At 73.2% G+C, this 25,753-nt stretch carries 21 protein-coding genes; 14 read left to right on the top strand and 7 right to left on the bottom strand.

Annotation, left to right across the window (positions count from 1 at the left end; genetic code table 11):
• Window positions 1-78: 78 nt before the first annotated feature.
• Window positions 79-1,026, bottom strand: a complete 948-nt coding sequence (locus tag N4G70_RS23450) for a DMT family transporter (protein ID WP_261714660.1) — start codon at window positions 1,024-1,026, stop codon at window positions 79-81.
• A 221-nt stretch (window positions 1,027-1,247) separates the two neighbouring features.
• Window positions 1,248-4,127, bottom strand: a complete 2,880-nt coding sequence (locus N4G70_RS23445; protein WP_261714659.1) for an FAD-binding and (Fe-S)-binding domain-containing protein — start codon at window positions 4,125-4,127, stop codon at window positions 1,248-1,250.
• 256 nt (window positions 4,128-4,383) lie between these two features.
• Between N4G70_RS23445 and N4G70_RS23440 the strand changes: the two genes are divergently transcribed.
• The 8 genes from N4G70_RS23440 to N4G70_RS23405 all read left to right on the top strand — a co-directional run bounded on the left by N4G70_RS23440 (window position 4,384) and on the right by N4G70_RS23405 (window position 12,520).
• Window positions 4,384-5,901: a sensor histidine kinase KdpD gene (locus N4G70_RS23440; protein ID WP_261714658.1), complete on the top strand. Its 1,518-nt coding sequence runs from the start codon at window positions 4,384-4,386 to the stop codon at window positions 5,899-5,901.
• Complete coding sequence (locus N4G70_RS23435) at window positions 5,898-6,299, top strand: roadblock/LC7 domain-containing protein (protein ID WP_100573913.1); 402 nt, start codon at window positions 5,898-5,900, stop codon at window positions 6,297-6,299. Before N4G70_RS23440 ends, N4G70_RS23435 begins: the two co-directional genes overlap by 4 nt.
• A complete protein-coding gene (locus N4G70_RS23430) occupies window positions 6,296-6,643 on the top strand; it encodes a DUF742 domain-containing protein (RefSeq protein WP_261714657.1) in 348 nt (115 codons plus the stop codon). Before N4G70_RS23435 ends, N4G70_RS23430 begins: the two co-directional genes overlap by 4 nt.
• A complete protein-coding gene (locus N4G70_RS23425) occupies window positions 6,624-7,223 on the top strand; it encodes an ATP/GTP-binding protein (RefSeq protein WP_261714656.1) in 600 nt (199 codons plus the stop codon). Before N4G70_RS23430 ends, N4G70_RS23425 begins: the two co-directional genes overlap by 20 nt.
• A complete protein-coding gene (locus N4G70_RS23420; RefSeq protein ID WP_261714655.1) occupies window positions 7,220-8,449 on the top strand; it encodes a cytochrome P450 in 1,230 nt (409 codons plus the stop codon). Before N4G70_RS23425 ends, N4G70_RS23420 begins: the two co-directional genes overlap by 4 nt.
• Window positions 8,446-9,708, top strand: a complete 1,263-nt coding sequence (locus N4G70_RS23415) for a cytochrome P450 (RefSeq protein ID WP_261714654.1) — start codon at window positions 8,446-8,448, stop codon at window positions 9,706-9,708. The genes N4G70_RS23420 and N4G70_RS23415 overlap by 4 nt, the downstream gene beginning before the upstream one ends.
• Before the next feature lie 699 nt (window positions 9,709-10,407).
• Window positions 10,408-11,526 (top strand): phosphoserine transaminase, encoded by a 1,119-nt coding sequence (gene serC / locus N4G70_RS23410; RefSeq protein WP_261714653.1) that lies wholly within the window; start codon window positions 10,408-10,410, stop codon window positions 11,524-11,526.
• 334 nt (window positions 11,527-11,860) lie between these two features.
• Complete coding sequence (locus tag N4G70_RS23405; RefSeq protein ID WP_261714652.1) at window positions 11,861-12,520, top strand: DUF4360 domain-containing protein; 660 nt, start codon at window positions 11,861-11,863, stop codon at window positions 12,518-12,520.
• 45 nt (window positions 12,521-12,565) lie between these two features.
• Here the strand turns inward: N4G70_RS23405 and N4G70_RS23400 are convergent, their stop codons facing one another.
• Entirely contained in the window at window positions 12,566-13,540 is a 975-nt protein-coding gene (locus N4G70_RS23400) for a WD40 repeat domain-containing protein (protein WP_261714651.1), read from the bottom strand.
• Window positions 13,541-13,627: 87 nt separating this feature from the next.
• Between N4G70_RS23400 and N4G70_RS23395 the strand changes: the two genes are divergently transcribed.
• Window positions 13,628-14,308 (top strand): GDSL-type esterase/lipase family protein, encoded by a 681-nt coding sequence (locus N4G70_RS23395; RefSeq protein ID WP_261714650.1) that lies wholly within the window; start codon window positions 13,628-13,630, stop codon window positions 14,306-14,308.
• Here the strand turns inward: N4G70_RS23395 and N4G70_RS23390 are convergent.
• Window positions 14,296-15,189, bottom strand: a complete 894-nt coding sequence (locus N4G70_RS23390) for an MBL fold metallo-hydrolase (RefSeq protein WP_261714649.1) — start codon at window positions 15,187-15,189, stop codon at window positions 14,296-14,298. The genes N4G70_RS23395 and N4G70_RS23390 overlap by 13 nt on opposite strands.
• A 132-nt stretch (window positions 15,190-15,321) precedes the next feature.
• Here N4G70_RS23390 and N4G70_RS23385 point away from each other — a divergent pair, with 132 nt between their 5' ends.
• Window positions 15,322-16,287 carry an AraC family transcriptional regulator gene (locus N4G70_RS23385; RefSeq protein ID WP_261714648.1) on the top strand — a complete coding sequence of 322 codons (966 nt, stop codon included), beginning with the start codon at window positions 15,322-15,324 and terminating at the stop codon, window positions 16,285-16,287.
• Here the strand turns inward: N4G70_RS23385 and N4G70_RS23380 are convergent.
• Window positions 16,274-17,182: an NADP-dependent oxidoreductase gene (locus tag N4G70_RS23380; protein WP_261714647.1), complete on the bottom strand. Its 909-nt coding sequence runs from the start codon at window positions 17,180-17,182 to the stop codon at window positions 16,274-16,276. The two genes, N4G70_RS23385 and N4G70_RS23380, sit on opposite strands and share 14 nt — an antisense overlap.
• Before the next feature lie 150 nt (window positions 17,183-17,332).
• Between N4G70_RS23380 and N4G70_RS23375 the strand changes: the two genes are divergently transcribed.
• Together N4G70_RS23375 and N4G70_RS23370 are read left to right on the top strand one after the other, a co-directional pair.
• On the top strand, window positions 17,333-18,649 hold the full coding sequence (locus N4G70_RS23375; RefSeq protein ID WP_261714646.1) for a LuxR C-terminal-related transcriptional regulator: 1,317 nt from the start codon (window positions 17,333-17,335) through the stop codon (window positions 18,647-18,649).
• A 143-nt stretch (window positions 18,650-18,792) separates the two neighbouring features.
• Window positions 18,793-20,511: a bifunctional 3'-5' exonuclease/DNA polymerase gene (locus tag N4G70_RS23370; protein ID WP_261714645.1), complete on the top strand. Its 1,719-nt coding sequence runs from the start codon at window positions 18,793-18,795 to the stop codon at window positions 20,509-20,511.
• Window positions 20,512-20,957: 446 nt separating this feature from the next.
• Here N4G70_RS23370 and N4G70_RS23365 read toward each other — a convergent pair whose 3' ends face one another.
• The gene (locus N4G70_RS23365) at window positions 20,958-22,217 is read right to left on the bottom strand and encodes a hypothetical protein (RefSeq protein WP_261714644.1); all 1,260 of its coding nucleotides are present in this window, start codon (window positions 22,215-22,217) and stop codon (window positions 20,958-20,960) included.
• An 83-nt stretch (window positions 22,218-22,300) separates the two neighbouring features.
• The gene (locus tag N4G70_RS23360) at window positions 22,301-22,813 is read right to left on the bottom strand and encodes a SigE family RNA polymerase sigma factor (protein WP_261714643.1); all 513 of its coding nucleotides are present in this window, start codon (window positions 22,811-22,813) and stop codon (window positions 22,301-22,303) included.
• Between the two features lie 235 nt (window positions 22,814-23,048).
• Here N4G70_RS23360 and N4G70_RS23355 point away from each other — a divergent pair, with 235 nt between their 5' ends.
• Together N4G70_RS23355 and N4G70_RS23350 are read left to right on the top strand one after the other, a co-directional pair.
• Complete coding sequence (locus N4G70_RS23355; protein ID WP_261714642.1) at window positions 23,049-24,461, top strand: GH1 family beta-glucosidase; 1,413 nt, start codon at window positions 23,049-23,051, stop codon at window positions 24,459-24,461.
• A complete protein-coding gene (locus tag N4G70_RS23350) occupies window positions 24,458-25,717 on the top strand; it encodes an MFS transporter (RefSeq protein WP_399036532.1) in 1,260 nt (419 codons plus the stop codon). The genes N4G70_RS23355 and N4G70_RS23350 overlap by 4 nt, the downstream gene beginning before the upstream one ends.
• Window positions 25,718-25,753: the final 36 nt, after the last annotated feature.

Genomic DNA, 25,753 nt, shown 5'->3' with positions numbered 1-25,753 from the left:
CCCCAACCCCCCACCCCCCCCCACCCCCCGAAGGGAACCCCCTCCGCCCAGGGAGCCACCCCGCCCACCCCCCAAGACCTACCCGAGCCCCCCAACCTGAGTCCGCACCGCCCCCATACTCGCCCCGATCACCAGCCCGATCGCCAGCGCCTGGAACCAGGACAGCGCCTGGCCCAGGATGAGGAACCCCGCCGTCGCCGCGATCGCCGGCTCCAGGCTCATCAGGATCGCGAACGTGGACGCGGGCAGGCGGCGCAGGGCCAGGAGTTCCAGGGTGTAGGGCAGCACCGAGGACAGCACCGCCACGGCCGCGCCCAGCGCCATCGTGGAGGGGACCACCAGCGTGGCGCCCGCCTGCGCGATGCCGATCGGCAGGAAGAGGACCGCCGCCACCGCCATCGCGAGGGCCAGCCCGTCGGCCTGGGGGAACCTTCGCCCCGTACGCGCGCTGAACAGGATGTACACCGCCCAGCACGCTCCCGCACCCAGCGCGTAGGCCACCCCTACCAGGTCGATGCGGCCGAAGCCGCCTCCGCCGAGCAGGGCGACTCCCGCGAGGGCCAGCGCGGCCCACAGCGCGTTGACGAGGCGACGGGAGGCGAACACCGACAGCGCCAGCGGGCCCAGCACCTCCAGGGTGACGGCGACGCCGAGCGGGATGCGGTCGACGGCCTGGTAGAACAGCCCGTTCATGCCGGCCATCGCCACCCCGAACGCGACCACCGTTCCCCAGTCCGCCCGCGAGTGCCCCCGCAGCTTCGGCCGGCAGATCAGCATGAGCACGATCGCGGCCGCGACGAGGCGCAGCGTGACGACTCCGGCCGCCCCCGCCGTCGGCATCAGCGTCACGGCCACGGCGGCCCCGAACTGCACCGACATGCCGGCCGACACCACCAGCACCACCGGACCCAGAGCCGCTCGGCGTCCGCCGCGGCCCGGGCCGCCCAGCGCGCCGGCGGCCTCCGGTACGGCGACGGCGGCCGCCGCGACCGGCTCCGCCGTGCCCGCACCCTTGACCGGATTCACCGGCGCTCACCTCAATCGGCCCGTCGCGGGTCAGTGTCCCGAAAGACCTCGACCCGCGAACTGTTCACTACATTGGACTTGCGGATTCAGTATTCTGCACCGCACTCCCTCTCCGCAAGGCACTTTCCTGCGCCGGCGGAGGTGCCGAGCGCAGGCGCCGAGCGGAAGGGCGCGTTCCGAACACTCCCTCCAATGTAAGCGGCGATGAACCCCCTCACCCCTCACCGCCCAGGGCCCAGGCCCTCCGCCAGCACCTCCGCCAGGTGCCTGGCCCGGTGGCCCGCCAGTTGCGCCAGCTGCGTACGGCAGGAGTAACCGTCGGCCAGGACCTCCGTGCCGGGTGCGGCGGCCCGTACCGCCGGGAGCAACTGCTCCTCCGCGCAGGCCAGCGACACCTCCCAGTGGCCGCGCTCGAAGCCGAAGTTCCCGGCGAGGCCGCAGCACCCGCCACTGAGCTCGCCCGTCAGGCCCGCCTTCTCGCGCAGCCGGCGATCGGCCGTGTCACCGAGGACCGCGTGCTGGTGGCAGTGGGTCTGTCCGACCACGGGACGGTCCAGGCGCGGCGGGGTCCAGTCCGGTGCGCACTCCTCCAGGGCCTCGGCGAAGGTACGGACCGAGGCGGCGAGGCGCGCCGCGCGCGGGTCGTCCGGCAGCAGCTCCGGCAGATCCGTGCGCAGAGTGGCCGCGCAGCTCGGTTCGAGTACGACCACGGGACGGTCCGCCTCGGCCAGAGCAGGCTCCATCACGTCCAGGGTGTGGCGCAGCACCATCTTCGCGCGGTCCAACTGTCCGGTGGACACATAGGTGAGGCCGCAACAGACCCGACCGGCCGGCAGCCCCACCTCCATACCCGCATCCGCCAGCACCCTCAGTGCGGCCCAACCCACCTGCGGCGAAAGGTGGTTGGTGAACGTGTCCGGCCACAGAATCACCGTCGCCCCGTCCGGCCCCCGCACCCCGCGCACTCCACCCGCCCCGCGCAGAAACGTCCTCGGCGCCAGCGGAGGAATGGCACGCTCAGGGGCGAGGCCCGCGAGCCGCTTGGCGAGGGAGGCGAGGGGGCGCAGCCGGGCCGCCGCGTTCAGGGGGCGGGCCAGCGGTGCGGCCGGTCGCAGCCACTCGGGGAGCCGGCCCAGGGTGTAGTGGGAAGCGGGTCGGCGGCGCCCCCGGTAGTGGTGGTGCAGGAATTCCGCCTTGTACGTGGCCATGTCCACGCCGACCGGACAGTCGCTGCGACAGCCCTTGCAGGACAGGCACAGATCGAGCGCGTCCCGCACCTCGCGCGAACGCCATCCGTCCGTGACCACCTCGCCCGCCAGCATCTCGTGCAGCAGCCGCGCCCGGCCCCGCGTGGAGTGCTCCTCCTCTCCGGTGACACGGAAGGACGGACACATGACAGATGACGAACTCGCGTCAGCCGTACGGCATTTCGCCACGCCCACGCATCGGCGTACGGCCGCCGAGAAGTCGCCGCCGTCGTGCGGGTAGCCGAACGCCACGTCCACCGGCCCCTTCGGCAGCACCTCGAAGCGCAGGTTCTCGTCGAGCCGGGCCGGGCGGGCCAGGATGCCCGGATTGAGCAGCCCGTCGGGGTCCCACAGGTCCTTGAACTCTCCGAACAGGTCCACCAGTTCGGGCCCGTACATCTTCGGAAGCAGTTCCGCGCGGGCCTGTCCGTCGCCGTGTTCCCCGCTGAGCGAGCCGCCGTGCGCGACCACCAGGTCCGCGAGGTCTTCGGAGAACGACCGGAACCGCCCGACGCCTGCGGGGGTGAGCAGATCGAAGTCGATGCGGACGTGGATGCAGCCGTCGCCGAAGTGTCCGTACGGGGTGCCGCGCAGGTTGTGGGAGGCCAGGAGGGAGCGGAACTCCCGCAGATAGGCGCCGAGCCGAGCGGGCGGCACCGCGCAGTCCTCCCAGCCGGGCCAGGCCTCGGTGCCGTCGGGCATCCGGGTCGCGGTGCCCGCCGCGTCCTCGCGGATCCGCCACAGCGCGCGCAGGGCGGCCCGCTCGCTCACCACGCGGGCGTCGAGGGCGCCACCCGCCCGCGCCAACTCGGCTGCCTTCGCCCGCGCTTCGGTCTCTGTCGCCCCGCCCGCCTCGACGAACAGCCAGGCCCCGCCGCGCGGCAGGCCGGCCGCTCCCGCCCCCCGTACCCGCACGAGATCGGCGGCCATGCCCTCGACGGTCAGCGGGCCGTACGGGAGCAGGCCCGGTGCGGCCTCGGCGGCCTCGCTCTCGTCGGCGTAGCCGAGGACGGCCAGGGCGCGGGCGGGCGGCGACTCCACCAGGCGTACGGTCGCCTCGGTGACCACCCCCAGCGTGCCCTCGCTGCCGCAGAACGCCCGTGCCTGATCGGCGCCGCGCTCGGGGAGCAGGGCGTCCATGGCGTAGCCGGAGATGCGGCGCGGTAGGTCCTGGGGGTAACCGGTGCGCAGCGCTGACAGATGACGGATGACGAAATCGCGTAGACCAACAGGCGATGTCGAGTTCTGCCATCCCTGTGACAGATGGTGACGCTCGCCCCGCGCGCTGACGACTGTCAGATCGCGGATGTTGTCCGCCGTCGTCCCCCAGGCCACCGAGTGCGCCCCGCAGGCGTTGTTGCCGATCATCCCGCCGAGCGTGCAGCGGCTGTGCGTGGAGGGGTCGGGCCCGAAGGTCAGACTATGCGGGGCGACCGCGTCCCGCAGGACATCGAGCACAACTCCCGGCTGCACCACGGCTGTTCGCGCCTCCGCGTCCACCGACACCAGCGAGCGCATGAAGCGGGTGAAGTCGAGCACGATCCCGGTGCCGGTGGCCTGGCCCGCGATCGAGGTGCCTCCGCCGCGCGGCACCACCGGTACCCCGTACGTCCGGCAGACGGCGAGGACCGCCGCCACGTCGTCGGCGTCGCGCGGGGCGACCACCCCCAGCGGCACCCGCCGGTAGTTGGAGGCGTCCATCGTCGTCAGGGCGCGGGCGGTGACCCCGAGATCGACGCTGCCCCGCACCACTTGGGCCAGCGCGTGCGCCAACTCCCGCACCCGCTCGCTCTCCCCTGCCCGCCCACTCTCCCGCTCCCGTCCCGCTGCCGGGTCCCGCGCACCATCTGCCATGGGCCCAGGATGCCCCGGTCCCGGCGGGGCGGGGGCTCGGCGCGGCGCCCTTCGGCGCGTGTCCTGAAACAGCGGGGATGACCTGAATGTGATGCGTCAACGGTCCCAATGTGCGGGAATGTTCACCAACAACTATCCAATTCGATCACCAACTCTCCTATAGTTGCCCCTCGTTCCCGGTGAACAGGAACACGCCCTTCCACCCCTGCGCACGACCCTCCCTTCGCCCGCCATAAGCGCTCTAAGGCATTGATCGATGACGGCGTCGCCCTCCCCCATTCGCCCCTCCGCTCTGGCCCTGTTGATCACCGCGGTGGTCACCGGCGCGTTCTGCACGGTGGCGGTGGCCTCGGCCGCGCCCGGCACCCGCGCCGTACTCGGCTGGAGCCTCGGCACCGCGGCGGTGCTGCTGAGCGCCGGCGCGTACGCCATGACTCACACGGCGCTGCGCAATCGCGTCCTGCGCGCCCGGCTCACCGCCCTCACCGCGCAGATCAACGCGCAGGAGGCCAACGCCGCCCGGCGCAGCGCCGACGCGGTACGCCTCGACGCGGCCCACGCCGCCGAGCGCAAAGCGCTGATCGCCGCCCATGCCGCGGAGCTGCGCCGCGCCGAGTCGGCCCGTGCGGCGGCGCTCGCGGCGACCGCCAACGCGGCCGGCCGGATGCAGGCGCTCGCCACCGGCATGCTCGCCGACCTGCGCGAGATGGAGCACCGGCACGCCGACGAGGAGGTGCTGGGCGATCTGCTCCACCTCGACCACCGCACCGCGCAGGCGGGCCGCCTCGCGGACTCCATCGCCGTGCTGACCGGGGCGCGTTCGGGCCGCCGCTGGGCCAGGCCCATCGTCATGGAGTCCATTCTGCGCGGCGCCATGGGACGCATCGGCGGCTACCAGCGGGTGCGGCTCCACTCGACCAGTGACGCGGCCGTCGCCGGACACGCCGCCGAGGGCGTCATGCACGCCCTGGCCGAACTCCTCGACAACGCGGCGAACTTCTCGCCGCCGACCGCCGAGGTCCATGTGTATGTGGAGGAAGTGCCCGCCGGGGTCATCATCACGGTCGAGGACAGCGGTCTGGTGATGAGCGAGGTGCAGCAGCGCCGCGCCGAGCAGGCCGTGTCCGGGCGCTCCTCGGACCTCGCCGGGCTCTCCGGCACCCGGCTCGGCCTCGCGGTCGTCGGCCGTCTGGCCCGCAAGCACGGCCTGATGGTGTCGTTCCGGCCCTCCGCCCGCGGCGGCACCGGCGCGCTGATGCTGCTCCCGCACGAGCTCATCACCCATGTCACCCCGGCGAGCGCCGTGGACCCGGCCGCGCCCGCCCTCGACCTGCCGCAGGACCTGGCGCAGGACCTGAAGACCGCGCGGCCCGCGGCACGCGCAGAGGACGCGGAGGACGCAGAGGACACCGCCCCGAAGACCGGGCCCGGCGACCGGCCGACGACCGGGCCCGGCGCCGAGCCGATGACCAGGCCCGGCACCAGGCCCGGCACCGCGTCCGGCACCGAACCAGGCACCGAACCGGAGGCCGCCCACGAGACGGCCGCCGAGCCCGTCGCCGAAACCAGTGGCGAATTCCCGCAGTTCGGCGAGAGCGGACTGCCCAAGCGCAAGCGCGGTCGGGCCCTTGCCGCCGCCCACCCCGAGGGCCCCGACGCCCCGGCGGCGCGGGTCCGCGCCCCGGGCGCCGCATCCGGCGCGGCCGCCCGCTTCAGCAGCTTCCGCCAGGCCGTACGCGCGAATTCCTCCACCCCGGAAGGCACCCCAGAATGACCGGCACCACCACCGACGAGAAGCTCAACTGGCTCCTGGAGAACCTGCTCCAGCGCACCCCGGGGGCCCGCCACGCCCTCGTGCTGTCCCGCGACGGCCTCAAGCTGTGCCGTACGCCGGAGCTCTCCGTCGACCAGGCCGACCAGTTGGCCGCGATCGCCGCGGGCATCCAGAGCCTGTCGCACGGGGCGTCCATGGAGTTCGGGGACGGCAGTGGCGGGGTGCGCTCCGCGATGGCCGAGTTCTACGGCGGGATCCTGTTCATCGTCGAGGCCGGCGAGGGCGCCCACCTCGCGGTGGTCGCGGCCGAGGACGCGGACGCGGGTCTGGTGGGCCACAACATGTCCGAGCTGGTGGAGCAGCTCGGCGAATACCTCAGCGCCGAGCCGCGGGCATGAGCAGGCCGGGCCGGGACGACTCGCCGGACCGGCTCTACACCCTCACCGGCGGCCGCAGCCGCTCCGGATCGGACGCCTTCGACCTGGTCACGCTGGTGGTCACGGAGTCGGAACCGACGCCCGGCATGCAGTCCGAGCACGTCGCGATCCTGCGGATGTGCCGCTTCCCGACCGCGGTCGTGGAGATCGCCGCCGAGCTAGCGCTGCCCGTCACGGTGGTCCGCATCCTCCTCGCCGACCTGCACGACACCGGCCGCATCAGCGCCCGCCACCCGCGCTCGGCCCATCGCCTTCCCGATTCCGACATCCTGGAGCAGGTGCTCGTTGGCCTCCGAAATCTCTGAACGGCCCGCCCTCGCGGGGACCGCGGACAACGGCCTGAAAATCGTCGTCGTCGGTGGTTTCGGCGTCGGAAAGACGACCATGGTGCGCTCGGTCAGCGAGATACGTCCGCTGAACACCGAGGAGACCATGACCAAGGCGGGCGAGGCGGTGGACGACCTCGACGGCGTCCGCACGAAGACGGCCACCACCGTCGCCTTCGACTTCGGCCGCATCACCCTGGACGCGCGCAACGTCCTGTACCTGTTCGGGGCGCCCGGCCAGGAGCGGTTCTGGTTCCTGTGGGACCGGCTGTTCGCGGGCACGCTCGGCGCGGTCGTCCTCGTCGACACCCGGCGTCTTGCCGACTCCTGGTACGCCATCGACCGCCTGGAGCACCACGGCACGCCCTTCGTCGTGGCCTGCAACGACTTCGGCGGGCCCCCGCACACCGAGGCGCAGGTCCGCGAGGCGCTCGATCTGCCGGCGGAGGTGCCGCTGCTGCGCTGCGACGCCCGCTCCCGTGCGTCCAGCAAGACCGTCCTGATCGCCCTCGTGGAACATCTCGCACGCCTGCGACAAGCACCGGAGCTCATACCGTGACGTGCCCGATCCCCGCCCCCGTCCCGCTGAGCGGCCCCCGGTTCCAGACCGAGCCGAACGAGCTGTACCGCGACATGCGGCGCGACCACGGTGCCGTGGCGCCCGTCGTCCTGGACGGCGACATACCGGCCTGGCTGGTGCTGGGCTACCGCGAACTGCACCAGGTCACCAGTGATCCGGCGCTGTTCTCGCGCGACTCCGACCTGTGGAACCAGTGGGACCGCGTCCCCGCCGACTGGCCGCTCCTTCCGATGATCGGCCGCAAGCAGCCGTCGATCCTCTACACCGTCGGCGAGCGGCACCGCGAGCGCGCGGCGATGGTCTCCGAGGCCCTGGAGGCGGTCGACCCGTTCGAACTGCGCAGCCACGCCGAGCGGTTCGCGGACGAGCTGATCGACGCGCTGTGCGGCGCGGGCAGCGCCGACATCGTCGGCCAGTACGCGATGCTCCTGCCGGTACGCGTCCTGGCCCGGCTGTACGGATTCGCCGACGAGCAGGGCCCCGGCCTGGTCAGCGCCATGAACGACATGATCAACGGCCGGGAGGGCGCCCTGGAGGGCCAGCGCCATCTCGCCGAGTCGATGTACGCGCTGCTCACCGCCAAGCAGGTCGAGCCCGGTGAGGACGTGGCGTCCCGGATGCTCGCCAATCCGTACGGCTTCACCGTCGAGGAGGTCGGCCAGGACCTGATGGTGATGATGGCCGCGGGCCACCAGCCCACCGCGGACTGGATCGGCAACTCGCTGCGTCTGATGCTCACCGACGACCGGTTCGCGGCGTCGCTCGCGGGTGGCCGGCACAGCGTCGGCGAGGCGATGAACGAGGTGCTGTGGGAGGACACCCCCACCCAGAACGTGGCGGGCCGCTGGGCCTCCCGCGACACCCATCTGGGCGGCCGGCACATCCGGGCGGGCGACCTGCTCCTGCTGGGTCTGGCCGCGGCCAACGCCGATCCGCAGATACGTACCGACGTGGCCTCGCTGACCGGCGGCAACAGCGCCTTCTTCTCCTTCGGGCACGGCGAGCACCGCTGTCCCTTCCCCGCCCAGGAGGTCGCCGAGGTCATCGCGCGCACCGGGATCGAGGTGCTGCTCGACCGGCTGCCCGATGTCGATCTCGCCGCGTCCGCCGGGCAGTTGACCCGCCGGCCCTCTCCGTGGCTGCGCGGTCTGTCCGAGCTTCCCGTGACCTTCACTCCCACTCCCGCCCTTGGAGCAGCCAGATGAGCAGCCAGACCAGCAGCCCGGCCGGCAGACCGGCGCAGTGCCCCGTGGACCACGGCGGTGCCATCACCCTCGACCCGTTCGTGGCCGACCTCGACGCCGAGAGCGCGGCGCTGCGCGCGGCCGGCCCGCTGGCGCGCGTGGTGCTGCCGGGCGGGGTGGCCTGCTACTCGGTGACGCACCACGCGGAGGCACGTCAGCTCCTCACGGACCCGCGCCTGGTCAAGGACATCGACGTGTGGGGCGCCTGGCGGCGCGGCGAGATCCCGCTGGACTGGCCGCTGATCGGTCTCGCCAACCCGGGCCGCTCGATGCTGACCGTCGACGGCGAGGAGCACCGCCGTCTTCGCACCCTGGTCGCGCAGGCGCTCACCGTGCGCCGGGTGGAGCGGCTGCGGGCGGGCATCGAGGCCCTGACGGAGTCGATGCTGGACCGCCTCGCCGCGCTGCCGGCGGGTGAAGTGGTGGATCTGAAGGCCGAGTTCGCCTATCCCCTGCCCATGAGCGTGGTCAGCGAGCTGATGGGCGTGGACGCGGCCGACCACCCGCGTCTGAAGGCCCTGTTCGAGAAGTTCTTCTCCACCCAGACGCCGCCGGAGGAGGTGCCGCGGATGATGGCGGACCTGGGTGAGCTGTTCGGGCGGATCGTCGAGTCCAAGCGGCGCGAGCCCGGCGACGACCTGACGAGCGCGCTGCTCGCCGCGTCCGAGGACGGCGATCACCTCACCACGGAGGAGATCACCAACACCCTCCAGCTGATGATCGCCGCCGGGCACGAGACCACGATCAGCCTCATCGTGAACGCGGTGGTGGCCCTGGAGACCCACCCCGAGCAGCGCAAGCTGGTGCTCGACGGTGCGGTGCCGTGGGAGAACGTGATCGAGGAGACCCTGCGCTGGTCGACGCCCACCTCGCACGTCCTGTTCCGCTTCGCGACGGAGGACGTGCCGGTGGGGGACCGGGTGCTTCCGGCGGGCGAGGCGCTCATCGTCTCCTTCGGCGCGATCGGCCGTGACGAGGCGCAGCACGGGCCGTCGGCGGGGGAGTTCGATGTGACGCGTACGCCGCGGCACATCTCCTTCGGCCACGGTCCGCACGTGTGCCCCGGGGCGGCGCTGTCCCGCCTGGAGGCGGGGGTCGCCCTTCCCGCGCTGTACGCCCGCTTCCCGTCCCTGTCGCTGGCGGTCCCGGCGGATGCGCTCCGCAACAAGCCGATAGTCACCCAGAACGACCTCTTCGACCTGCCGGTCCGGCTGACCTGACGCGCGTTGGGGGCGCGGGGGCCCTCCCGGCGCCCCCAGCCCCCACCGGGGCCACGCCTTGCGCAGTTCCCCGCGCCCCTGAAGCCCTTCGGTCCGCGGGCCGTGGTCGCTTTTGCGCAGTTCCCCGCGCCCCTGAAACCTGCTTTCGTCCGCGGGCCGTGCGTGGCTGGTCGCGCAGTTCCCCGCGCCCCTGAAGCCCTTCGGTCTGCGGGGCGTGGTCGCTATTCGCGCAGTTCCTCGCGCCCCCAAACCCCAGGGCGTCCGCAGATCGTGGTCGCTTCTCGCGCAGTTCCCCGCGCCCCTGGCAGGATCGGTGCGGGCCCGCACGGGCAACCTCAGCCTGTCCGGCGTTTGAGGACGAGCGCCGTTCAGGCGCGAACGGGGTCTGGGGCGGAGCCCCAGGGGTCCCGGGACCATCCGACCCTGCGCTTACGGGCGGGTGGGTGGGCGAGGTGCCCGGGGTCTGGGGCGGAGCCCCAGGGGCCCGGAACCGACCAACCCGCTGCACGGGCGGGTGGGTGGGAAGACGGCCCGGGGTCTGGGGCGGAGCCCCAGGGGGCCCGGGGCCTGCCAACCCGCCGCCCGGGTGCCGAAAACGTGGCCGGGGACGGGGCGGAGCCCCGGGGGGTTTGTTGTGGGGGGCGTCTCATCGGGCGGACCCGGGCGCCCGGACGGCCCGGAACCGGCTACGCTCCCGCCGTGGCTGAGATCCAGATTCCCGCTGACATGAAGCCCGCCGACGGCCGTTTCGGCGCGGGCCCCTCCAAGGTGCGTACGGAGGCGCTGGACGCCCTGGCCGCCACCGGCACCTCCCTCCTCGGCACCTCCCACCGCCAGGCCCCGGTCAAGAACCTGGTCGGCGAGGTGCGCCAGGGCGTGGCCGAGCTCTTCTCGCTGCCCGAGGGCTACGAGGTGATCCTGGGCAACGGCGGCTCCACCGCGTTCTGGGACGTCGCGACGCACGGCCTGATCGAGAACAAGTCCCAGCACCTGAACTTCGGCGAGTTCTCGTCCAAGTTCGCCAAGGCCGCGAAGCTCGCCCCCTGGCTGGCCGAGCCGACCGTCATCAGCAGCGACCCGGGCACCCACCCCGACCCGCGCGCCGAGGCGGGCGTGGACGTGTACGCGTTCACGCACAACGAGACCTCCACCGGTGTCGCCGCCCCGATCAAGCGGGTGGCCGGCGCCGACGAGGGCTCCCTCGTGCTGGTGGACGCGACCTCCGGCGCCGGCGGCCTGCCCGTCGACATCACCGAGACGGACGTCTACTACTTCGCCCCGCAGAAGTCGTTCGCCTCGGACGGCGGCCTGTGGATCGCCGCGTTCTCGCCCGCCGCCCTGGAGCGCGCCCAGCGCGTCCACGCGAGCGGCCGGCACGTGCCGGAGTTCTTCTCGCTGCCGACCGCGATCGACAACTCGCTGAAGAACCAGACGTACAACACTCCCGCCCTGTCCACCCTGTTCCTGCTCAACGAGCAGCTGAAGTGGATCAACGGCCAGGGCGGTCTGGACTGGGCGACGGGCCGCACCCGCGCGTCCTCCCAGGCCCTGTACGGCTGGGCCGAGGACTCCAAGCACGCCTCCCCGTTCGTCACCGACCCGGCCAAGCGCTCGCAGGTCATCGGCACGATCGACTTCGCGGACGACGTCGACGCCGCCGCGGTCGCCAAGGTGCTGCGTGCCAACGGCATCGTCGACACCGAGCCGTACCGCAAGCTGGGCCGCAACCAGCTGCGCATCGCCATGTTCCCGGCGATCGACCCGGCCGACGTCGAGGCGCTGACGGCCTGCGTGGACTACGTCATCGAGCAGCTCTGAGCGCACGGCCGAGCGCGTAACCCAGCGCCTGGCTCAGCGCGTGACCGAGGGCCCGGCACCGTCACGGTGCCGGGCCCTCGCGCTGCCCGGCGGCCCGCCGGGCCGCCCACCCGCCCGGCACCCGCACCTCGCGGGCCCGCGCCCCCGCCGTCACGGCCGATAACCGCCCTATCTGGCCGGGTCTTGGGTCCCTACCATCCAAAGCGATCCGGCGCGCTCCGCACCACGGCCGGATCGGCCCGCAGGTTTGACATGTTCATGCCTCAACTAGGCATGGGCGCTCGGCTGGACCCCCCACATCCACGCAAGGCCACCGACAACCGATCGGAGCATCATGCCCGGTGCATTTCTCGCAGGCGGCGCGACGGCGGCGTTACTCGTCTCCTCGCTCCTCACCCAGGCGGCCCCGGCCGCGCCCTCCGGCATCGTCGCGCCGCCCGACAAGATCGTGATCGAGGTCGCGACCGTCAACGGCTCCGGCTGTCCGCTCGGCACCGCGGCGGTCGCCGTCGCCCCGGACAACACCGCCTTCACCGTCACCTACAGCCAGTACATGGCGCAGGTGGGGGCCGGCTCCAAGCCCACCGACTTCCGCAAGAACTGCCAGCTCAACCTGATCGTGCACGTCCCCTCCGGCTTCACCTACGCCGTCGCGAGCGCCGACTACCGCGGCTACGCCCACCTGGAGCGCGGGGCGAACGCCGTCCAGAAGGCCTCGTACTACTTCCAGGGCTCCCCCGACACCGCGAGCAGAACGCACCCGTTCAACGGCCCCTACGACGACAACTGGCAGGCCACCGACTCCACCGACTGGGGCCAACTGGTGTGGGCGCCCTGCGGGGTGAAGCGGAACTTCAACATCAACACCGAGCTGCGCGTGAACGCCGGCACCTCGGACCCGAAGACCAACAGCTTCATGGCGATGGACTCCACCGACGGGGACATCCAGACCATCTACCACCTGGCCTGGAAGGAGTGCCCGCGGCAGCACTGACGCGCGGCCCCCCATCCGGCCGCACGGGCGCGGGCCCCGGCACCCTCAGGTGCGGGGCCCGCGCCGCAGCATCCGCTTGGCTCCCACGCCGAGCGCGGTGGCGCCCGCCAGAACCATCGCGCCGAGCACGAAGTTCCCGTTGCCGCCGGAGCCACCCGAACGAGGGGAACTACCGCCCGCGTGGGGCGAGTTGGCGCCGTCCTCCGTAAGAGGGACGCGGGCCACCTCGCTGTCCGCGCCCTCGGAGCCGACCATCAGGGCGGTGCCGTCCGTGGTGTACGTGACCGACTCGGACTGGCCCTGCACGGGCGTGCCCGGTACCGCGTGCCAGTCGCCCAGCGGAGCGGCGCCGCCCTTCCAGGCGTATTCGGCCAGCGCGAAATAGCCCCGCAGCGCCAGTTTCGTACCGTCGGGCGAGAACGCGCCGTCGGTCACCCATGGCACCTCGCCGACCCGGCGGAACACGTTCGGGCCGGCGGTGGACAGCGTGGCCGGTCCCTCGTAGAGGCCGCCGCCGCTCTCGCGCTTGGAGGCGATGTAGACCCGGCCGGTCCTGGGGTGGACCATCAGCGCCTCGGCGTTGCGGGGCCCGTCGGCGTACCGCACGTCGTACTGCGTCGCCTTGACCGTCTGGTCCGTGAGCTGGGCGGGCTCGGGGAAGCGGTAGATCCAGACGTGGCTCCAGGAGCCGTCCAGGTTGTCGCCGATGTCGCCGACACAGAGGTCGCCGTCGGGCCCGAGCGAGATCGCCTCCACATCACGCGGATGTCCGACGCCGGTCAGCGTGATCCGCGCGAGCGTGCGCCCCGTCTTCCCGTCGACGGCGTAGAGGTAGGCGCCGTCGCCGCTGTCGTTGTGCGTCCAGTAGACGCCCGGGTGGGCGCGGCTGGCGGCGAGGCCGCTGGACTCCTTGATCCGGGGGTCCTTGATGGTGAACCCGCCGTCGTCGGCGGCGGCCGGGCCCGCCGCACAGACCAGGACGAGCCCGGCCACCCCGCACACCCTCAGAAGCGAACGCATGCCCCCCAGTCTCCACGGCCCGGTTCGCACGCCGGGGTGTCCACCGTCACGTCGCCGTCGGCCTACCGATCGGTAATGATGGCCCCCATGCGTTTTCTCTTCGTCGGCGACTCGATGACCATCGGATGCCCCGGCGACTTCACCTGGCGCTACCGCATGTGGCGCCACCTCGAAGCCTCCTTCGACGGCCCGTACGAGATCGTCGGCCCGCGCACCGCGCTGTACGACCCGGCGGCCGGGGCGCCCGTCTCGCACGCGTACGCCGCCCCCGACTTCCCGCCCGCCGCGCGCCGCCACCTCGCGGGCTGGGGCGAGGGCTGGCTGCACATGGCTCCCCTGATCGGCCCGGCGGTCGCCGAGAGCCGGGCGGACGTGCTGCTCGTCTCGCTCGGCCTGATAGACCTCGGCTTCTACACGGACGCCGCCCAGACCGCCGCAAACGTGCGCGCGTTCATCGAGGCCGCCCGGGATGCCAACCCGCGCGTGCGCATCGTGGCGCTGCCCGTCATCCCGAACGTACGCGCCGAGCAGGACGAACCGTTCGCCGCCGAGGTGGACCGCTTCAACGTGCTGCTCGCCAAGGCGTTCGCCGACCTCGACACGGCCCTTTCGCCGCTGCTGCTCGCCACCGTCCCGGAGTCCTACGACATCCATCGGGACACCTACGACGGCACCCATCCGGGCGTCAGCGGCGAGCACAAGCTGGCGGCCGCCTTCGCCGGCGCGCTGCACGGCTCCTGGGAGCTGGGCGCCCGCTACGCGCTGTAGGAGGCCCAGCCGCGGACCGCGAACCGGCTTGCCTCGCGCCGCACTTCGAAGGCGCCGGGCCCGCCGAAGTGGGCGGGCACGACGAGTTCGCGCTCGTCGGCGGCGCGGCCCAGGACGCGGTGGCGGGTGGCGGCGGCCTGCTTCTCGTCCTCGCAGAAGCAGCTGTTGCAGGACGGCTCGGCGATCTGCACCGGGCTGTGCAGCAGATCGCCGACGAACACCGCCCGCTCGCCGCCGGATGCGAGCCGCAGCACGGAGGAGCCCGGCGTGTGCCCCGGCGCGGCCTCCAGGAGGAGGTTCTCGTCGATGCGGTACGCGCCCTCCCACAGCACCGCCCGGCCCGCTGCGACGACGGGCGCGACGCTGTCCTCGAAGAGCGCGATGTCGTCCACGCGCAGGTCGCGTCCGTTCGCCGGGTCGAAGTGGGCGTGGTCGGCGGCCGGCATCAGATAGGTGGCTTCGGGGAAAGCGGGCTCCCACTCACCGGGCCCCCGGCCCACCGTGTTCCAGCCGACGTGGTCCGCGTGCAGATGTGTGTTGACGACGACGTCGACGTCCTCCGGCCGTACCCCGGCGGCCGCCAACTGGCCCAGGAAATCGGTGTTCCGGTGGTGGAACATCGGCATACTGGGCCGCTCGCGTCCGTTGCCGACGCCGGTGTCCACGAGGACGGTCCGCCCGCCGCTGCGCAGCACCCACGTCTGGAGCGCCCCGATCCACCGGTCGGCTTCCGGCTCCCAGAAGTGCGGGGCGAGCAGTTCCTCGTTCGCCTTCCACGTCTCGATCCCGGCCTCCGGCACGATGGTGCGGGCCGGCCCGAACGCGCCCTCCCACTCCACGATCCGGGTGATCTCGACCTCGCCCAGGGTGATGCTCCGCATGTCCGGCCGCCTTCCGCTCGTTCGCCGTCGCCACGACCTTAGGCAGCCGCGAATGAGCCGCTCAATACGTCTTCTTCTCGTCCGGATACGCGAGCGTCTCACCGAGCGGTGGGGCTTTTGTAGGCTGGCCCCATGGACCTGCTGAGCGATGCGATCCTGGCGGTGCGGGTGGGGCGCCCGTCCTCCACCAGACTGCGGGTGGGCGGGCGTTGGTGCGCCCGGCTCGATCCGTACGAGGGCGCGGGCTTCCACGTCGTCCTGGAGGGGAGCTGCTGGATGCTCGCCGAAGGGGGTTCGGCCATCGCCCTGAACACGGGCGACGCCGTGCTGCTCCCGCACGGCAGCGGGCATGTCATCGCCGACAGTCCCGCCGACGGACCCACCGTCGAGCGCGCCGTCGACTTCGCGCACTGGTCGCGCACGGCGTCCCCCGACGCGCGCACGGCGTCCGGCGGCTCCCGCAGGGCGTCCGGCTCCCGCACGGCGTCCCTCGACTCCCCCGCCGATACGGAGCTGCTGTGCGGCAAGTACCGGCTCGACCGGCGCCACACCCACCCGCTCATGGCCGACCTTCCGGACGTCGTCCACATCCCCGCCCGGCCCGGACACCATGACGAACTCCGGTCCGCCATCGCCCTGTTGGGGTACGAGGCCGCCTCCTCGCGGCCGGGCGGCGCCATCGCCCTGCCGAGCCTGCTCGACCTGCTGCTCGTCCATCTCGTACGGGCCTGGATGGCGGACAGCACCACCTCGCGCTGGCCGGCCGCGCTGCACGATCCGGTGGTCGCCGCTGCCCTGCACGCCCTGCACGAGGACCCCGCGCACGGCTGGAGCAACGAGCGTCTCGCCGCCCATGTGGGGGTGTCCCGGGCCACGTTGGCGCGCCGGTTCACGGCCCTGGTCGGCCGCGCCCCGATGGGGTACCTGACCTGGTGGCGGCTGACCCGGGCCGCCGCCCTGCTCCGGGCGACGCCCGACGGCCTGGACGCCATCGCCCGGCGCGTCGGCTACAGCACCCCGTACGCCCTGTCGCACGCCTTCAGCCGGCAGTACGGCACGACGCCGGGGCGCTACCGCGCGGGCCTCACGGCTGGATGACGAGCTTGCCCCTGGTGTGGCCGCCCTCGCTCAGTTCCAGGGCCTTGGGCGCCTCGGCGAGCGGGAACGTCTCGGCGTGGCGGATGCGCAACCGGCCCTCGGCGACCAGACGGGCGTGGGCCTCGTAGATCGGCCTGGGGTCGGGCGTGCCGTCACCGCTGAAGACGACGCCGAGGTCGGCGGCGCCCGTGTCGGCGATGGTGACGACGCGGGAGGTGGTGCCGCCGCGCAGCGCGATCGAGTCGGGCAGCGCGCCCTTGCCGGCCGCGTCGTACACCGCGTCGATGCCCCGCGGGGCCGCCTCGCGCACCCGCTCGACCAGTCCCTCCCCGTACGCGAGCGGTATGGCGCCCAGCTCGCGCAGGAAGGCGTGGTTCTCCGGGGACGCGGTGCCGATGACCGTGGCGCCCCGGGCCACGGCGAGCTGCACGCCGACCGAGCCGACCACACCGGCGGCGCCGTGGATCAACAGGGTCTCGCCCTCGGCCAGTTCGAGCAGGTTCAGGACCCGCTCGGAGGTCTCGCCGGCCACGGGCAGCGCCACGACCTGCTCCCAGGTCAGCCCGGCCGGCTTGGCGACGATGTGGGTGGCCAGGGCGTACTCGGCGTACGCGCCGGTGTCGGCGTGCCCGAACACCTCGTCACCCACCGCGAACCCGGTGACGCCCTCGCCGAGTTCGTCGACCGTGCCCGCCACCTCCAGGCCCGGGATCGCGGGGAAGGTCACCGGGAACTGGTGGCGCATCCAGCCGTTGCGGATGCGGTAGTCGACCGGGTTCACGCCCGCCGCGGCCACCTTGACCCGCACCTGGCCGGGGCCCGGCCGGGGCGTGTCGGCCGCGCCCAGGGCCAGCACCTCGGGTCCGCCGAACCGCTCGTACAGAATCGCTTCCATCACCACTCCTCGTGTCACTCACCGCGCCGCCCTCGGCGCCGTGGACCAAGCGTCCGCCGCCACCGGCCCCAAACCGGCCCGCCTTACGGCCAGTTCGACCTGGCCGCATGGCGGGGCAGCGGCCGGCCGGGGCGACCGTACGCTGGAGCGATGGAGCCCCGCACGAGCCGCATCGCACCCCGCGCCGGCAGCGCGACGACGCCCGCCGCCTTCGCCCTCGCCCGCGCCGCGGAGCTGGTGCGTGGACCGATGGACCAGATCCTGCCGACGCTGTCCGAGGCCCTCGCCCCGCTGGTCGCGCACACCGTCGCCGCCGAACTGTCGGGGCAGTGCGCGCACTCGCCGTTCAAGGTGCACGGCGAGGACGGGACGGCCCGGCGGGTCACCGTCGCCGACCTCCAGGACCTCGGCCCGCGCGTCACGCCCGGCCGGCCCTGGCAGGGCACGGCCGTGATCGGAGGCGAGGAGCGGGCCGTGGTGGCGGTCGCCAGCGAGGCCGCCCCGATGGCCGCGCTGCCGCCCCTGCTGGTGCTCCTGCGCACCTCGCCCTCGGGCGTCCTGACGGGGGCCGAGGCGGAGATCGTCCAGCATCTGTGGGACCTGGTGACCGGGCACCGCCACCGCCTCACGGTCGAGGCGGTACCGGGCGCGCTCGTCCAGTCCCGCTCCACCGCCGCCGAGCGGGCCCGGGTGATCGCCGAACTGGGCGAGGCCCACGAGGCCGCGCTCACCGCCCTGCTCGGGGTGCTGCGCAGCAAGGCCCTGGAGGACCGGGCGGCCCGCTCGCGCGCCGTCGACCTGGCGGTGTCGGCGCTGGTCGCGCTGCGCGCCGAGGCCGACCGCAACCAGGAGCTCACGGAGGAGCCGGCCGCGGAGGCCTTCGCCCGGCTCGCCGACTCGCTGAGGCCGCTGCTTCGCCACAGCGAGGTGTCCCTGGAGTTCGCGCCGCCGGAGGCGGAGACCGCCGAGACGTCCATCGCCGCGGACGTCGCCCACCTCGCCCGCGCCGCCGTGCGCGCCCTCGTCCTCGCCATGGCCGGCCAGGAGGGGGTGCGCCGCATCCACGTCCGCTGGCGGCTGGAGGGCTGTCAACTGGCCGCGTCCGTAAGGGACGACGGGCCCGGCGAGCTGTCGCGCTCCGCGCTCGACACCCACCGGGTTGCTCAGCGCCTGGCCGCGCTCGGTGGCACCCTCGCCGTGGACGCGCTGCCCGGCTGGGGCACCACGGTCACCGCGACCCTGCCGCTGGGCACCGCGCCGAGCCCGCGCGCCGACCCGCTGGCCGGGCTGCACCCGCGCGAGGCGGAGGTACTGGGCCATCTCGCGCAGGGGCACCGCAACCGGACGATCGCCGAGGAGCTCCACATCAGCGAGTCGACGGTGAAGTTCCACGTGGCGAACATCCTGGCCAAGCTGGGGGTGAGCTCGCGCGGCGAGGCGGCGGCGATGCTGCACTCGGTGGCGTGAGCGGCCCGAGCGCCTGACGACGGGCGACGGACGACGGGCGGGACGGCCCCGATCGGCCGTGGTCGAAGGGGCCGGAACACTGCGCACCCCCGCCCGGTCGTGGCTGGGGGCCGTTGTCAGTGGCGGGTGCCAGACTCGATCGCGTGAACGAACGGTGGGCCATCGAGGCGACCGAGAGCGGCGGGGCACGGCTCGCCCCCCTCGGCGACGACGGGCTGCCCGCCGGCCCGGTGCGCGAGGAGGCCGACGTGGCCGCGGCCGTCCTCGCCCGCCCCGAGGTCGGGCGCTGGGTGTGGCGCTCCACCGCCGCGATCTACCCCCGGCTGCTCGCCGCCGGCGCCCGCGTCGAGCGGTGCTACGACATCGAGGACGCCGAGCTGCTGCTGCTCGGCCACGAGGGGCGGCACGGCGAACCCCGCTCGGCGGCGGCCGCGTGGGCCCGGCTGCACGACAGACCCGTACCGGCCGATCCCCCGCCCAGGGCGGCCGAGCCGGGCTCGCAGTCCTCCCTCTTCGAGCCCCGGGAATCGCGGGGCCTGCCCTTCGAGGCGCTCCTTGAGGTGTACGCGGACCAGCAGCGCCGGCACGACCTCGCGGAGCACCCGGGGCGGATGCGGCTGCTCACCGCGTCCCAGTCGGCGGGGATGCTGGTCGCCGCCGAGATGAACCGGGCGGGGCTGCCGTGGCGCGCCGATGTGCACCGCGACGTCCTGCACGGCCTGCTCGGCGAGCGCTATGCGAGCGGTTCGCCCCGCACGGGCGGCGGGGGCGAGCCGCGAAGGCTGGCCGAGCTGGCCGACCGGGTGTCGGCGGCGTTCGGGCGCCGGGTCCGACCGGACCTGCCGGCCGATGTGGTGAAGGCGTTCGGCGAGGCCGGGTTCCGGATCAAGTCGACCCGGCGCTGGGAGCTGGCCGAGCTCGACCACCCGGCGGTGGAGCCCCTGATCGAGTACAAGAAGCTGTACCGGATCTGGACCGCGCACGGCTGGAGCTGGTTGCAGGACTGGGTGCGCGAGGGCCGCTTCCGTCCCGAGTACACCCCGGGCGGCACGGTCAGCGGCCGCTGGACGACCAACGGCGGCGGCGCGCTCCAGATCCCCAAGGTGATACGACAGGCGGTCGTCGCCGACGAGGGCTGGCGCCTGGTGGTCGCCGACGCCGACCAGATGGAGCCCAGGGTGCTCGCCGCGATCTCCCGCGACCCGGGCCTGATGGAGGTGGCCGGCCACGACGGCGACCTCTACACCGCGCTGTCCGACCGGGCGTTCTCCGGCGATCGCGACCACGCCAAACTGGCGCTGCTCGGCGCGATCTACGGCCAGACCTCCGGCGACGGCCTGAAGAACCTGGCCGCGCTGCGCAGACGCTTCCCGCTCGCGGTGGCGTATGTGGACGACGCGGCGAAGGCGGGCGAGGAGGGCCGGCTCGTCCGCACCTGGCTCGGCCGCACGAGCCCGCCGGCGGTCGGCGCGGGCGAGGCCGACGAGGCGGGCATCCCCCAGGACCAGGATCCCCAACTGCCGGGCTCGGGCGGTGAGTTCACCCCCGGGTACGCCTCCAGCGATGCCCGGGCGCGGGGCCGGTTCACCCGGAACTTCGTGGTGCAGGGCAGCGCCGCGGACTGGGCGCTGCTGCTGCTCGCCGCGCTGCGCCAGGCGCTGGCGGTGGCCGGGCTCCGGGCCGAGCTGGTCTTCTTCCAGCACGACGAGGTGATCGTGCACTGCCCGGCCGAGGAGGCCGACGTCGTGGCGAAGGCGATCCGCGAGGCCGGCGAGCTGGCCGGACGGATCGCCTTCGGGGACACACCGGTCCGTTTCCCGTTCACGACGGCGGTGGTGGAGCGCTACTCGGACGCGAAGTAGCCTGCGGCGCGGCCAGGCTCCGCATCGCGCCTGAACGGCGCTCGTCCTCAATCGCCGGACGGGCTGAGGTTGCCTGCACTGGCCCGCACCGGTCCTGCCAGGGGCGCGAGGAACTGCGCGAGAAGCGACCACGACCCGCAGCCGAAAGGGGGTTCCTGGGGCTCCGCCCCAGACCCCGCATCGCGCCTTAAGGGCGCTCGTCCTCAATCGCCGGACGGGCTAGGTATGCCCATGCTGCCCCGCACCGAGCAGTTAAGGGGCGCGAGGAACTGCGCGAGAAGCGGGCACGGTCCGCGGACGAAGGCGGGTTTTGGGGGCGCGGGGAACTGCGCGAGAAGCGGGCACGGTCCGCGGGATTGAGCGGGGTTAGGGGCGCGGGGAACTGCGCGAGACGCGGGCACGGACCGCAGGGTCGAGGCCCGGCCACGTCAAGCGCGCCCCCGCGCTCACCCTCGCGTCCGCCACCCCGGGTCAAGGGCGATCCCCTTGAGCTCGTCCAGGGTGAGGGCGGGCTCGGAGCGGGTCGCGGCCTTGTTCTGGTTGCCCGCGTTGTAGGCGGAGACCACCACGCGGAACCCGTCGGGGCGTACGGTGTCCGCGGTCCACGAGACGACCCCCGCACCCCCCTTCTCGCCCGGCGCCTTCTCCAGGCCGATCAAGGTGCCGTCCGGCAGGGTCGAGGTCTCGCCGCGTGGGGAGACGTCGGACATCCCGCGCTGCACATTGATCTGCACGAGGCTCTTGCCCCGCCCGTCGTCGACCACGGCGAAGGCGTAGCCGTCCTGGTTGCCCTTCTCCACGATCTTGAAGTGCTTCTTCGCGGGGAGCAGCGCGAGGAACCGCTTCTGGATCGCGTCGCCGGAGAGCGAGGCGGCGCCGGTCGGGCGCGTCTTCTCGGGTGCGTCAAGGGCGTCCGCGACCGGGAGCCACTTGGGCGAGGTGACCAGCGCCTTGAGCTGTTCGGCGGTGAGCGGCGGGGTGTCCCGGGTGATCGCGCCCCCCTTTTCGGCGGCCGCGTTCCACTCGCTCGCGTCGACCAGCGCGCCCTTGGGGGTGAGCAGGACGGCCCGCCACTCCTTGGTCGGCTCGCGCCGGTCGGGGTACTCATAGCCCCGCAGCAGCATGTACCGGGAGCCGTCGGCCAGCTTCTCGGACGTGCAGGCGTCGTAGTCCACGAACGCCTTGGCGGGGCATCTCACCTGCTCCCCGCTGGACTCCTCGGCCGGATCGACCCTGCTCACGGCCAGCGCGACCTGTCCGGCGCCCTTGCCGTCGTCGAACACGGCGGACGCGGAGGCCATGGACGCGGCGCCCTGCTTGCCGACGCCTTCACGATCCCCCGGGCCGCTCCCCCTCTCCTTGGTCACCGTGCCCGGCGGCAGCAGCGACTTGAGGAGGGTGACCAGTTGCTCGCCCCGGATGTCCTGGCCGGGCGGCTGAGTCAGCTGCGTCGGTCGTGCCGGCTCCGACGAGGCGGCCACGGCCGCTCCCCCGCCGTCGTCGCCGACCAGACCGGTGGCGTACGCGCCGCCGAGCCCCACCGTGGCGAGGGCGAGCACGCTGCCGGTGACGGCGGCCGTGCGGCGCCGGGCCAGCCGCCGGCGGCCCCGGACCAGGCCGGACTCCACGACGTCGCGGCGGTCACCGAGTTCGAAACTGTCCCCGGTGTGGCGCATGGCCTCGCCGAGCCGATCCTCAAAGGGCATGGGGAACCACACCTTCCCGTTCTGGTACCTGGACATATGGAGCTGAGCCGGTCAAGTGCCGCCCCCCGCGCGGCACTTGACGCTCAGGAGGAGGCGTATTCGGGGAGCGAGCCGCCGAGCCGCTCCCGCAGCTTGGCGAGGGCGCGCACCGAGCGGGTGCGGACCGCGGCGGAGCTGACGTTCATGACGTCGGCCGTCTCCTCGATGCTGCGGTCCTCCCAGTACCGCAGCACGATGACCGCCCGGTCCTTGGGCGAGAGCCCGCCGAGCGCGTCGAGCAGGGCGACCCGCAGGGCCGGGTCCGCGCCGGTGGCGGCCGCGTGGTCGGGGAGCTCACCGAGGGGCCGTTCGGTGGCCGAGCGGCGTCGGCGGTGGGTGAGGAAGGTCCGTACGAGGACGGTCTGCGCATAGGCCGCGGGGTTGTCGATGGTGGCGACGCGCCCCCACAGCGTGTACATCCGCCCCAGCGTCTCCTGCACCAGATCCTCCGCGAGATGGGTGTCCCCGCTGGTCAGCAGGCATGCGGAACGGAAGAGCTGGCCCGCACGCCCGGACGCGAACTCGATGAACTCCTCCGCGCGGGGCGACCGGCCCAACCCTGCCGGTCTTGCCTGCGCCCCCCACCACGACTGCCTCACGAACCGCCCCGCCCCCACCCGCTCGTTCTCCCCCTACACCCCAATGACGCGCCGGGCCCCCCATCATGTTTCACCCGACTTCCCGAGTCGACCGTCCGTGCCCCCTCGCCGCATGGGCCGCCCGAACACGGGAAACCTGAAACTTATTCACTTTCCATTGACAGGAGCCGCCCCCGGGCCCAAAAGTTCCCCCATGACGCCGCTGCCGCCGCTGCCCGCCTTCCCGCCCGGCTTCCTGTGGGGGGTGTCCGCCTCCGCGTTCCAGATCGAGGGCGCCGTGCACGCCGGAGGCCGGGGGCCCACCACCTGGGACGCGTTCACCCGGGAGCCGGGCCGGATCAAGGACGGCTCCGACGCGGACGTGGCGACCGACCACTACCACCGCTACCGCGAGGACGTCGCGCTGATGGCCCGGCTGGGCGTCGGCGCCTACCGGTTCTCCGTCGCCTGGTCCCGCGTCCAGCCCACCGGCGAGGGCCCGGCCCATCAGCGGGGCCTGGACTTCTACGACCGGCTGGTCGACGAGTTGTGCGCCGCCGGGATCGCCCCCGTCCCCACCCTCTTCCACTGGGACACCCCCCTCGCCCTGGAGGAGCGCGGCGGCTGGCTCAGCCGGGACACGGCGCACCGGTTCGCCGCGTACGCCTCGATGGTGGCGGAGCGGCTCGGCGACCGGGTGCCGCGCTGGATCACCCTCAACGAGCCCGCCGAGATCACCCTGCTCGGCTACGGGCTCGGCGAGCACGCGCCCGGAAAACGCCTCATCTTCGACGCGCTGCCCGCGGCCCACCACCAACTGCTCGCCCACGGCCTCGGAGTGGAGGCGCTGCGGGCGGCCGGGGCGCGCGAGATCGGCATCGCCGCCTCGCACAGTCCGGTGTGGACGGCCGGGGACGGCGAGGAGGACCGCGCGGCCGCCGAGCTGTACGACACGCTGATGAACCGCCTGTTCGCCGACCCGATCCTCACCGGCGCCTACCCCGAGGGCTGGGCCGAGCTGATGCCCGGGCCGGTCGCCGAGGACCTGTCGGTCATCTCGGCCCCGCTCGACTGGTACGGGATCAACTACTACAACCCGGCGCTGGTGGGCGCGCCGAAGCCGGACGCCGTGACCAGCCTCGCCGGGATCGAACTGCCGCCGGACCTGCCGTTCGGCCTGCACGAGATCGAGGGCCACGACCGCACCGACTTCGGCTGGCCGGTGGTCCCGGACGGCCTGCGGGAACTCCTGGTCACCTTCCGCGCGCGATACGGCGACGCCCTCCCGCCCGTCCTCATCACCGAGAACGGCTGCTCGTACGGGGACGGCCCCGACCCGGAGGCGGGCGGCCGAGTGGCCGACACCCGGCGGATCGCGTACCACGACGGCCATCTGCGCGCCCTGCACCGGGCGATGGCGGAAGGCGTCGACGTGCGCGGCTACTTCATCTGGTCGATCCTGGACAACTTCGAGTGGGCGGAGGGGTATCGGCAGCGCTTCGGCCTGGTCCACGTCGACTACGAGACGCTGACGCGCACGCCGAAGGACTCGTACGCGTGGTACCGGGACGTCGTACGGGGCGACGGGAAGGGTACGGGCAAGAGCGCCGACGGGGTCGCCCGGTGACGGCCGAGCCCGGGGCCAGAGCCTCGGGCGCCGTGGCGGGGGAGGCCGTCGAGGCGCCCGGCGGACGCTGGGTGGGGGCGCTGTCGCTGGCCAACCTGGGGGTGTGGGTGGGCTGGTTCGGCCCGCTGCAACTGCTCCTGGCCCGCCAGGCGGAACACTTCACGCCGGGCCACAAGACCTCAACGCTCGCCTTTGTCACGGGCGTTGGGGCGGCCGTGTCGATGGTGGCGAACCCGGTGTTCGGCGCGCTGTCCGACCGTACGACGGCGCGGGTGGGACGGCGAATCCCGTGGGTCGTGGCGGGCGGGGCCGGCGGAGTGGCGGGCCTGCTCGCGCTGGCGTGGGCGCCGAACGTGGCGGCGATGACGGCGGGCTGGTGCCTGGTGCAACTGGCCCTGAACGCCTCGTTCGCCGCGCTGACGGCCGCCGTGCCCGACCAAGTGCCGCGTCGGCGGCGCGGGTTGGTCGGAGGCTGGCTCGGGGTGTCCCAGGTCGGCGGCATCCTGGTGGGCACGGCGCTGGCGACGGCGGCCGGCGGCATCACCTCGGGCTACCTGGCCTGCGCCGCCTTCTCCCTCCTGGCAACCGTCCCGTACATGGCCATGCGCCGGGACACCCCGCTGCCGGCCGCGGATCAACCCCCCTTCATCTGGCGCGACTTCCTGACCCGCTTCTGGGTGGACCCGCGCCTCCACCCCGACTTCGGGTGGGCCTGGCTGACCCGTTTCCTGATGAACCTGTCGTACTCGATCAGCACGATGTACCTGCTCTACTACCTGACCGACGCGGTGCACTACGAGGGCGACGCGGACACCGGGGTGCTCATCCTGACGGCGCTGGACGCGGTCACACTGCTCGGCACGGTGGTGATCGGCGGCATCTGGTCGGACCGCACGGGCCGGCGCAAGGTCTTCGTCGTCTGGTCCGGCCTCGTCATCTCGGCGGCGACCCTGCTGCTCGCGGTGTGGCAGACCTGGACCGGCGCGGTGGTCGCCTCCCTGGTGCTGGGCGTCGGCTACGGCGTATACACATCCGTCGACTTCGCCCTCCTCACCGACGTCCTGCCCAGCACCGCCGACCACGGCCGCGACCTGGGCGTCATCAACACGGCCAACGCCCTCCCCCAGGTCCTGGCCCCCGCGATAGCGGCCCCCATAGTGACCCACCTGGGCGGCTACGGCTCCCTGTACACCCTGGCCTCCACCATCGCGCTGACCGGCTCCCTCCTGGTACGCCGCATCCGCACGGTGCGCTGAACGGGCGGGGCTCCGGCGGAGAGGGGCACCCAAACG

Source organism: Streptomyces sp. ASQP_92, assembly GCF_025399895.1.
Taxonomy (GTDB): Bacteria; Actinomycetota; Actinomycetes; order Streptomycetales; family Streptomycetaceae; genus Streptomyces.
The sequence above is the reverse complement of the archived record's forward strand: the minus strand, read 5'-3'. Positions and strand labels throughout refer to the sequence as shown.

Bases quoted from the DNA above. Each gene is read 5' to 3' on its own strand.
- N4G70_RS23445 (WP_261714659.1), bottom strand. From the start codon at position 4,127: ATGGCAGATGGTGCGCGGGACCCGGCAGCGGGACGGGAGCGGGAGAGT.
- N4G70_RS23440 (WP_261714658.1), top strand. From the start codon at position 4,384: ATGACGGCGTCGCCCTCCCCCATTCGCCCCTCCGCTCTGGCCCTGTTG.
- N4G70_RS23435 (WP_100573913.1), top strand. From the start codon at position 5,898: ATGACCGGCACCACCACCGACGAGAAGCTCAACTGGCTCCTGGAGAAC.
- N4G70_RS23430 (WP_261714657.1), top strand. From the start codon at position 6,296: ATGAGCAGGCCGGGCCGGGACGACTCGCCGGACCGGCTCTACACCCTC.
- N4G70_RS23415 (WP_261714654.1), top strand. From the start codon at position 8,446: ATGAGCAGCCAGACCAGCAGCCCGGCCGGCAGACCGGCGCAGTGCCCC.
- N4G70_RS23405 (WP_261714652.1), top strand. From the start codon at position 11,861: ATGCCCGGTGCATTTCTCGCAGGCGGCGCGACGGCGGCGTTACTCGTC.
- N4G70_RS23400 (WP_261714651.1), bottom strand. From the start codon at position 13,540: ATGCGTTCGCTTCTGAGGGTGTGCGGGGTGGCCGGGCTCGTCCTGGTC.
- N4G70_RS23395 (WP_261714650.1), top strand. From the start codon at position 13,628: ATGCGTTTTCTCTTCGTCGGCGACTCGATGACCATCGGATGCCCCGGC.
- N4G70_RS23390 (WP_261714649.1), bottom strand. From the start codon at position 15,189: ATGCGGAGCATCACCCTGGGCGAGGTCGAGATCACCCGGATCGTGGAG.
- N4G70_RS23385 (WP_261714648.1), top strand. From the start codon at position 15,322: ATGGACCTGCTGAGCGATGCGATCCTGGCGGTGCGGGTGGGGCGCCCG.
- N4G70_RS23380 (WP_261714647.1), bottom strand. From the start codon at position 17,182: ATGGAAGCGATTCTGTACGAGCGGTTCGGCGGACCCGAGGTGCTGGCC.
- N4G70_RS23375 (WP_261714646.1), top strand. From the start codon at position 17,333: ATGGAGCCCCGCACGAGCCGCATCGCACCCCGCGCCGGCAGCGCGACG.
- N4G70_RS23365 (WP_261714644.1), bottom strand. From the start codon at position 22,217: ATGCCCTTTGAGGATCGGCTCGGCGAGGCCATGCGCCACACCGGGGAC.
- N4G70_RS23355 (WP_261714642.1), top strand. From the start codon at position 23,049: ATGACGCCGCTGCCGCCGCTGCCCGCCTTCCCGCCCGGCTTCCTGTGG.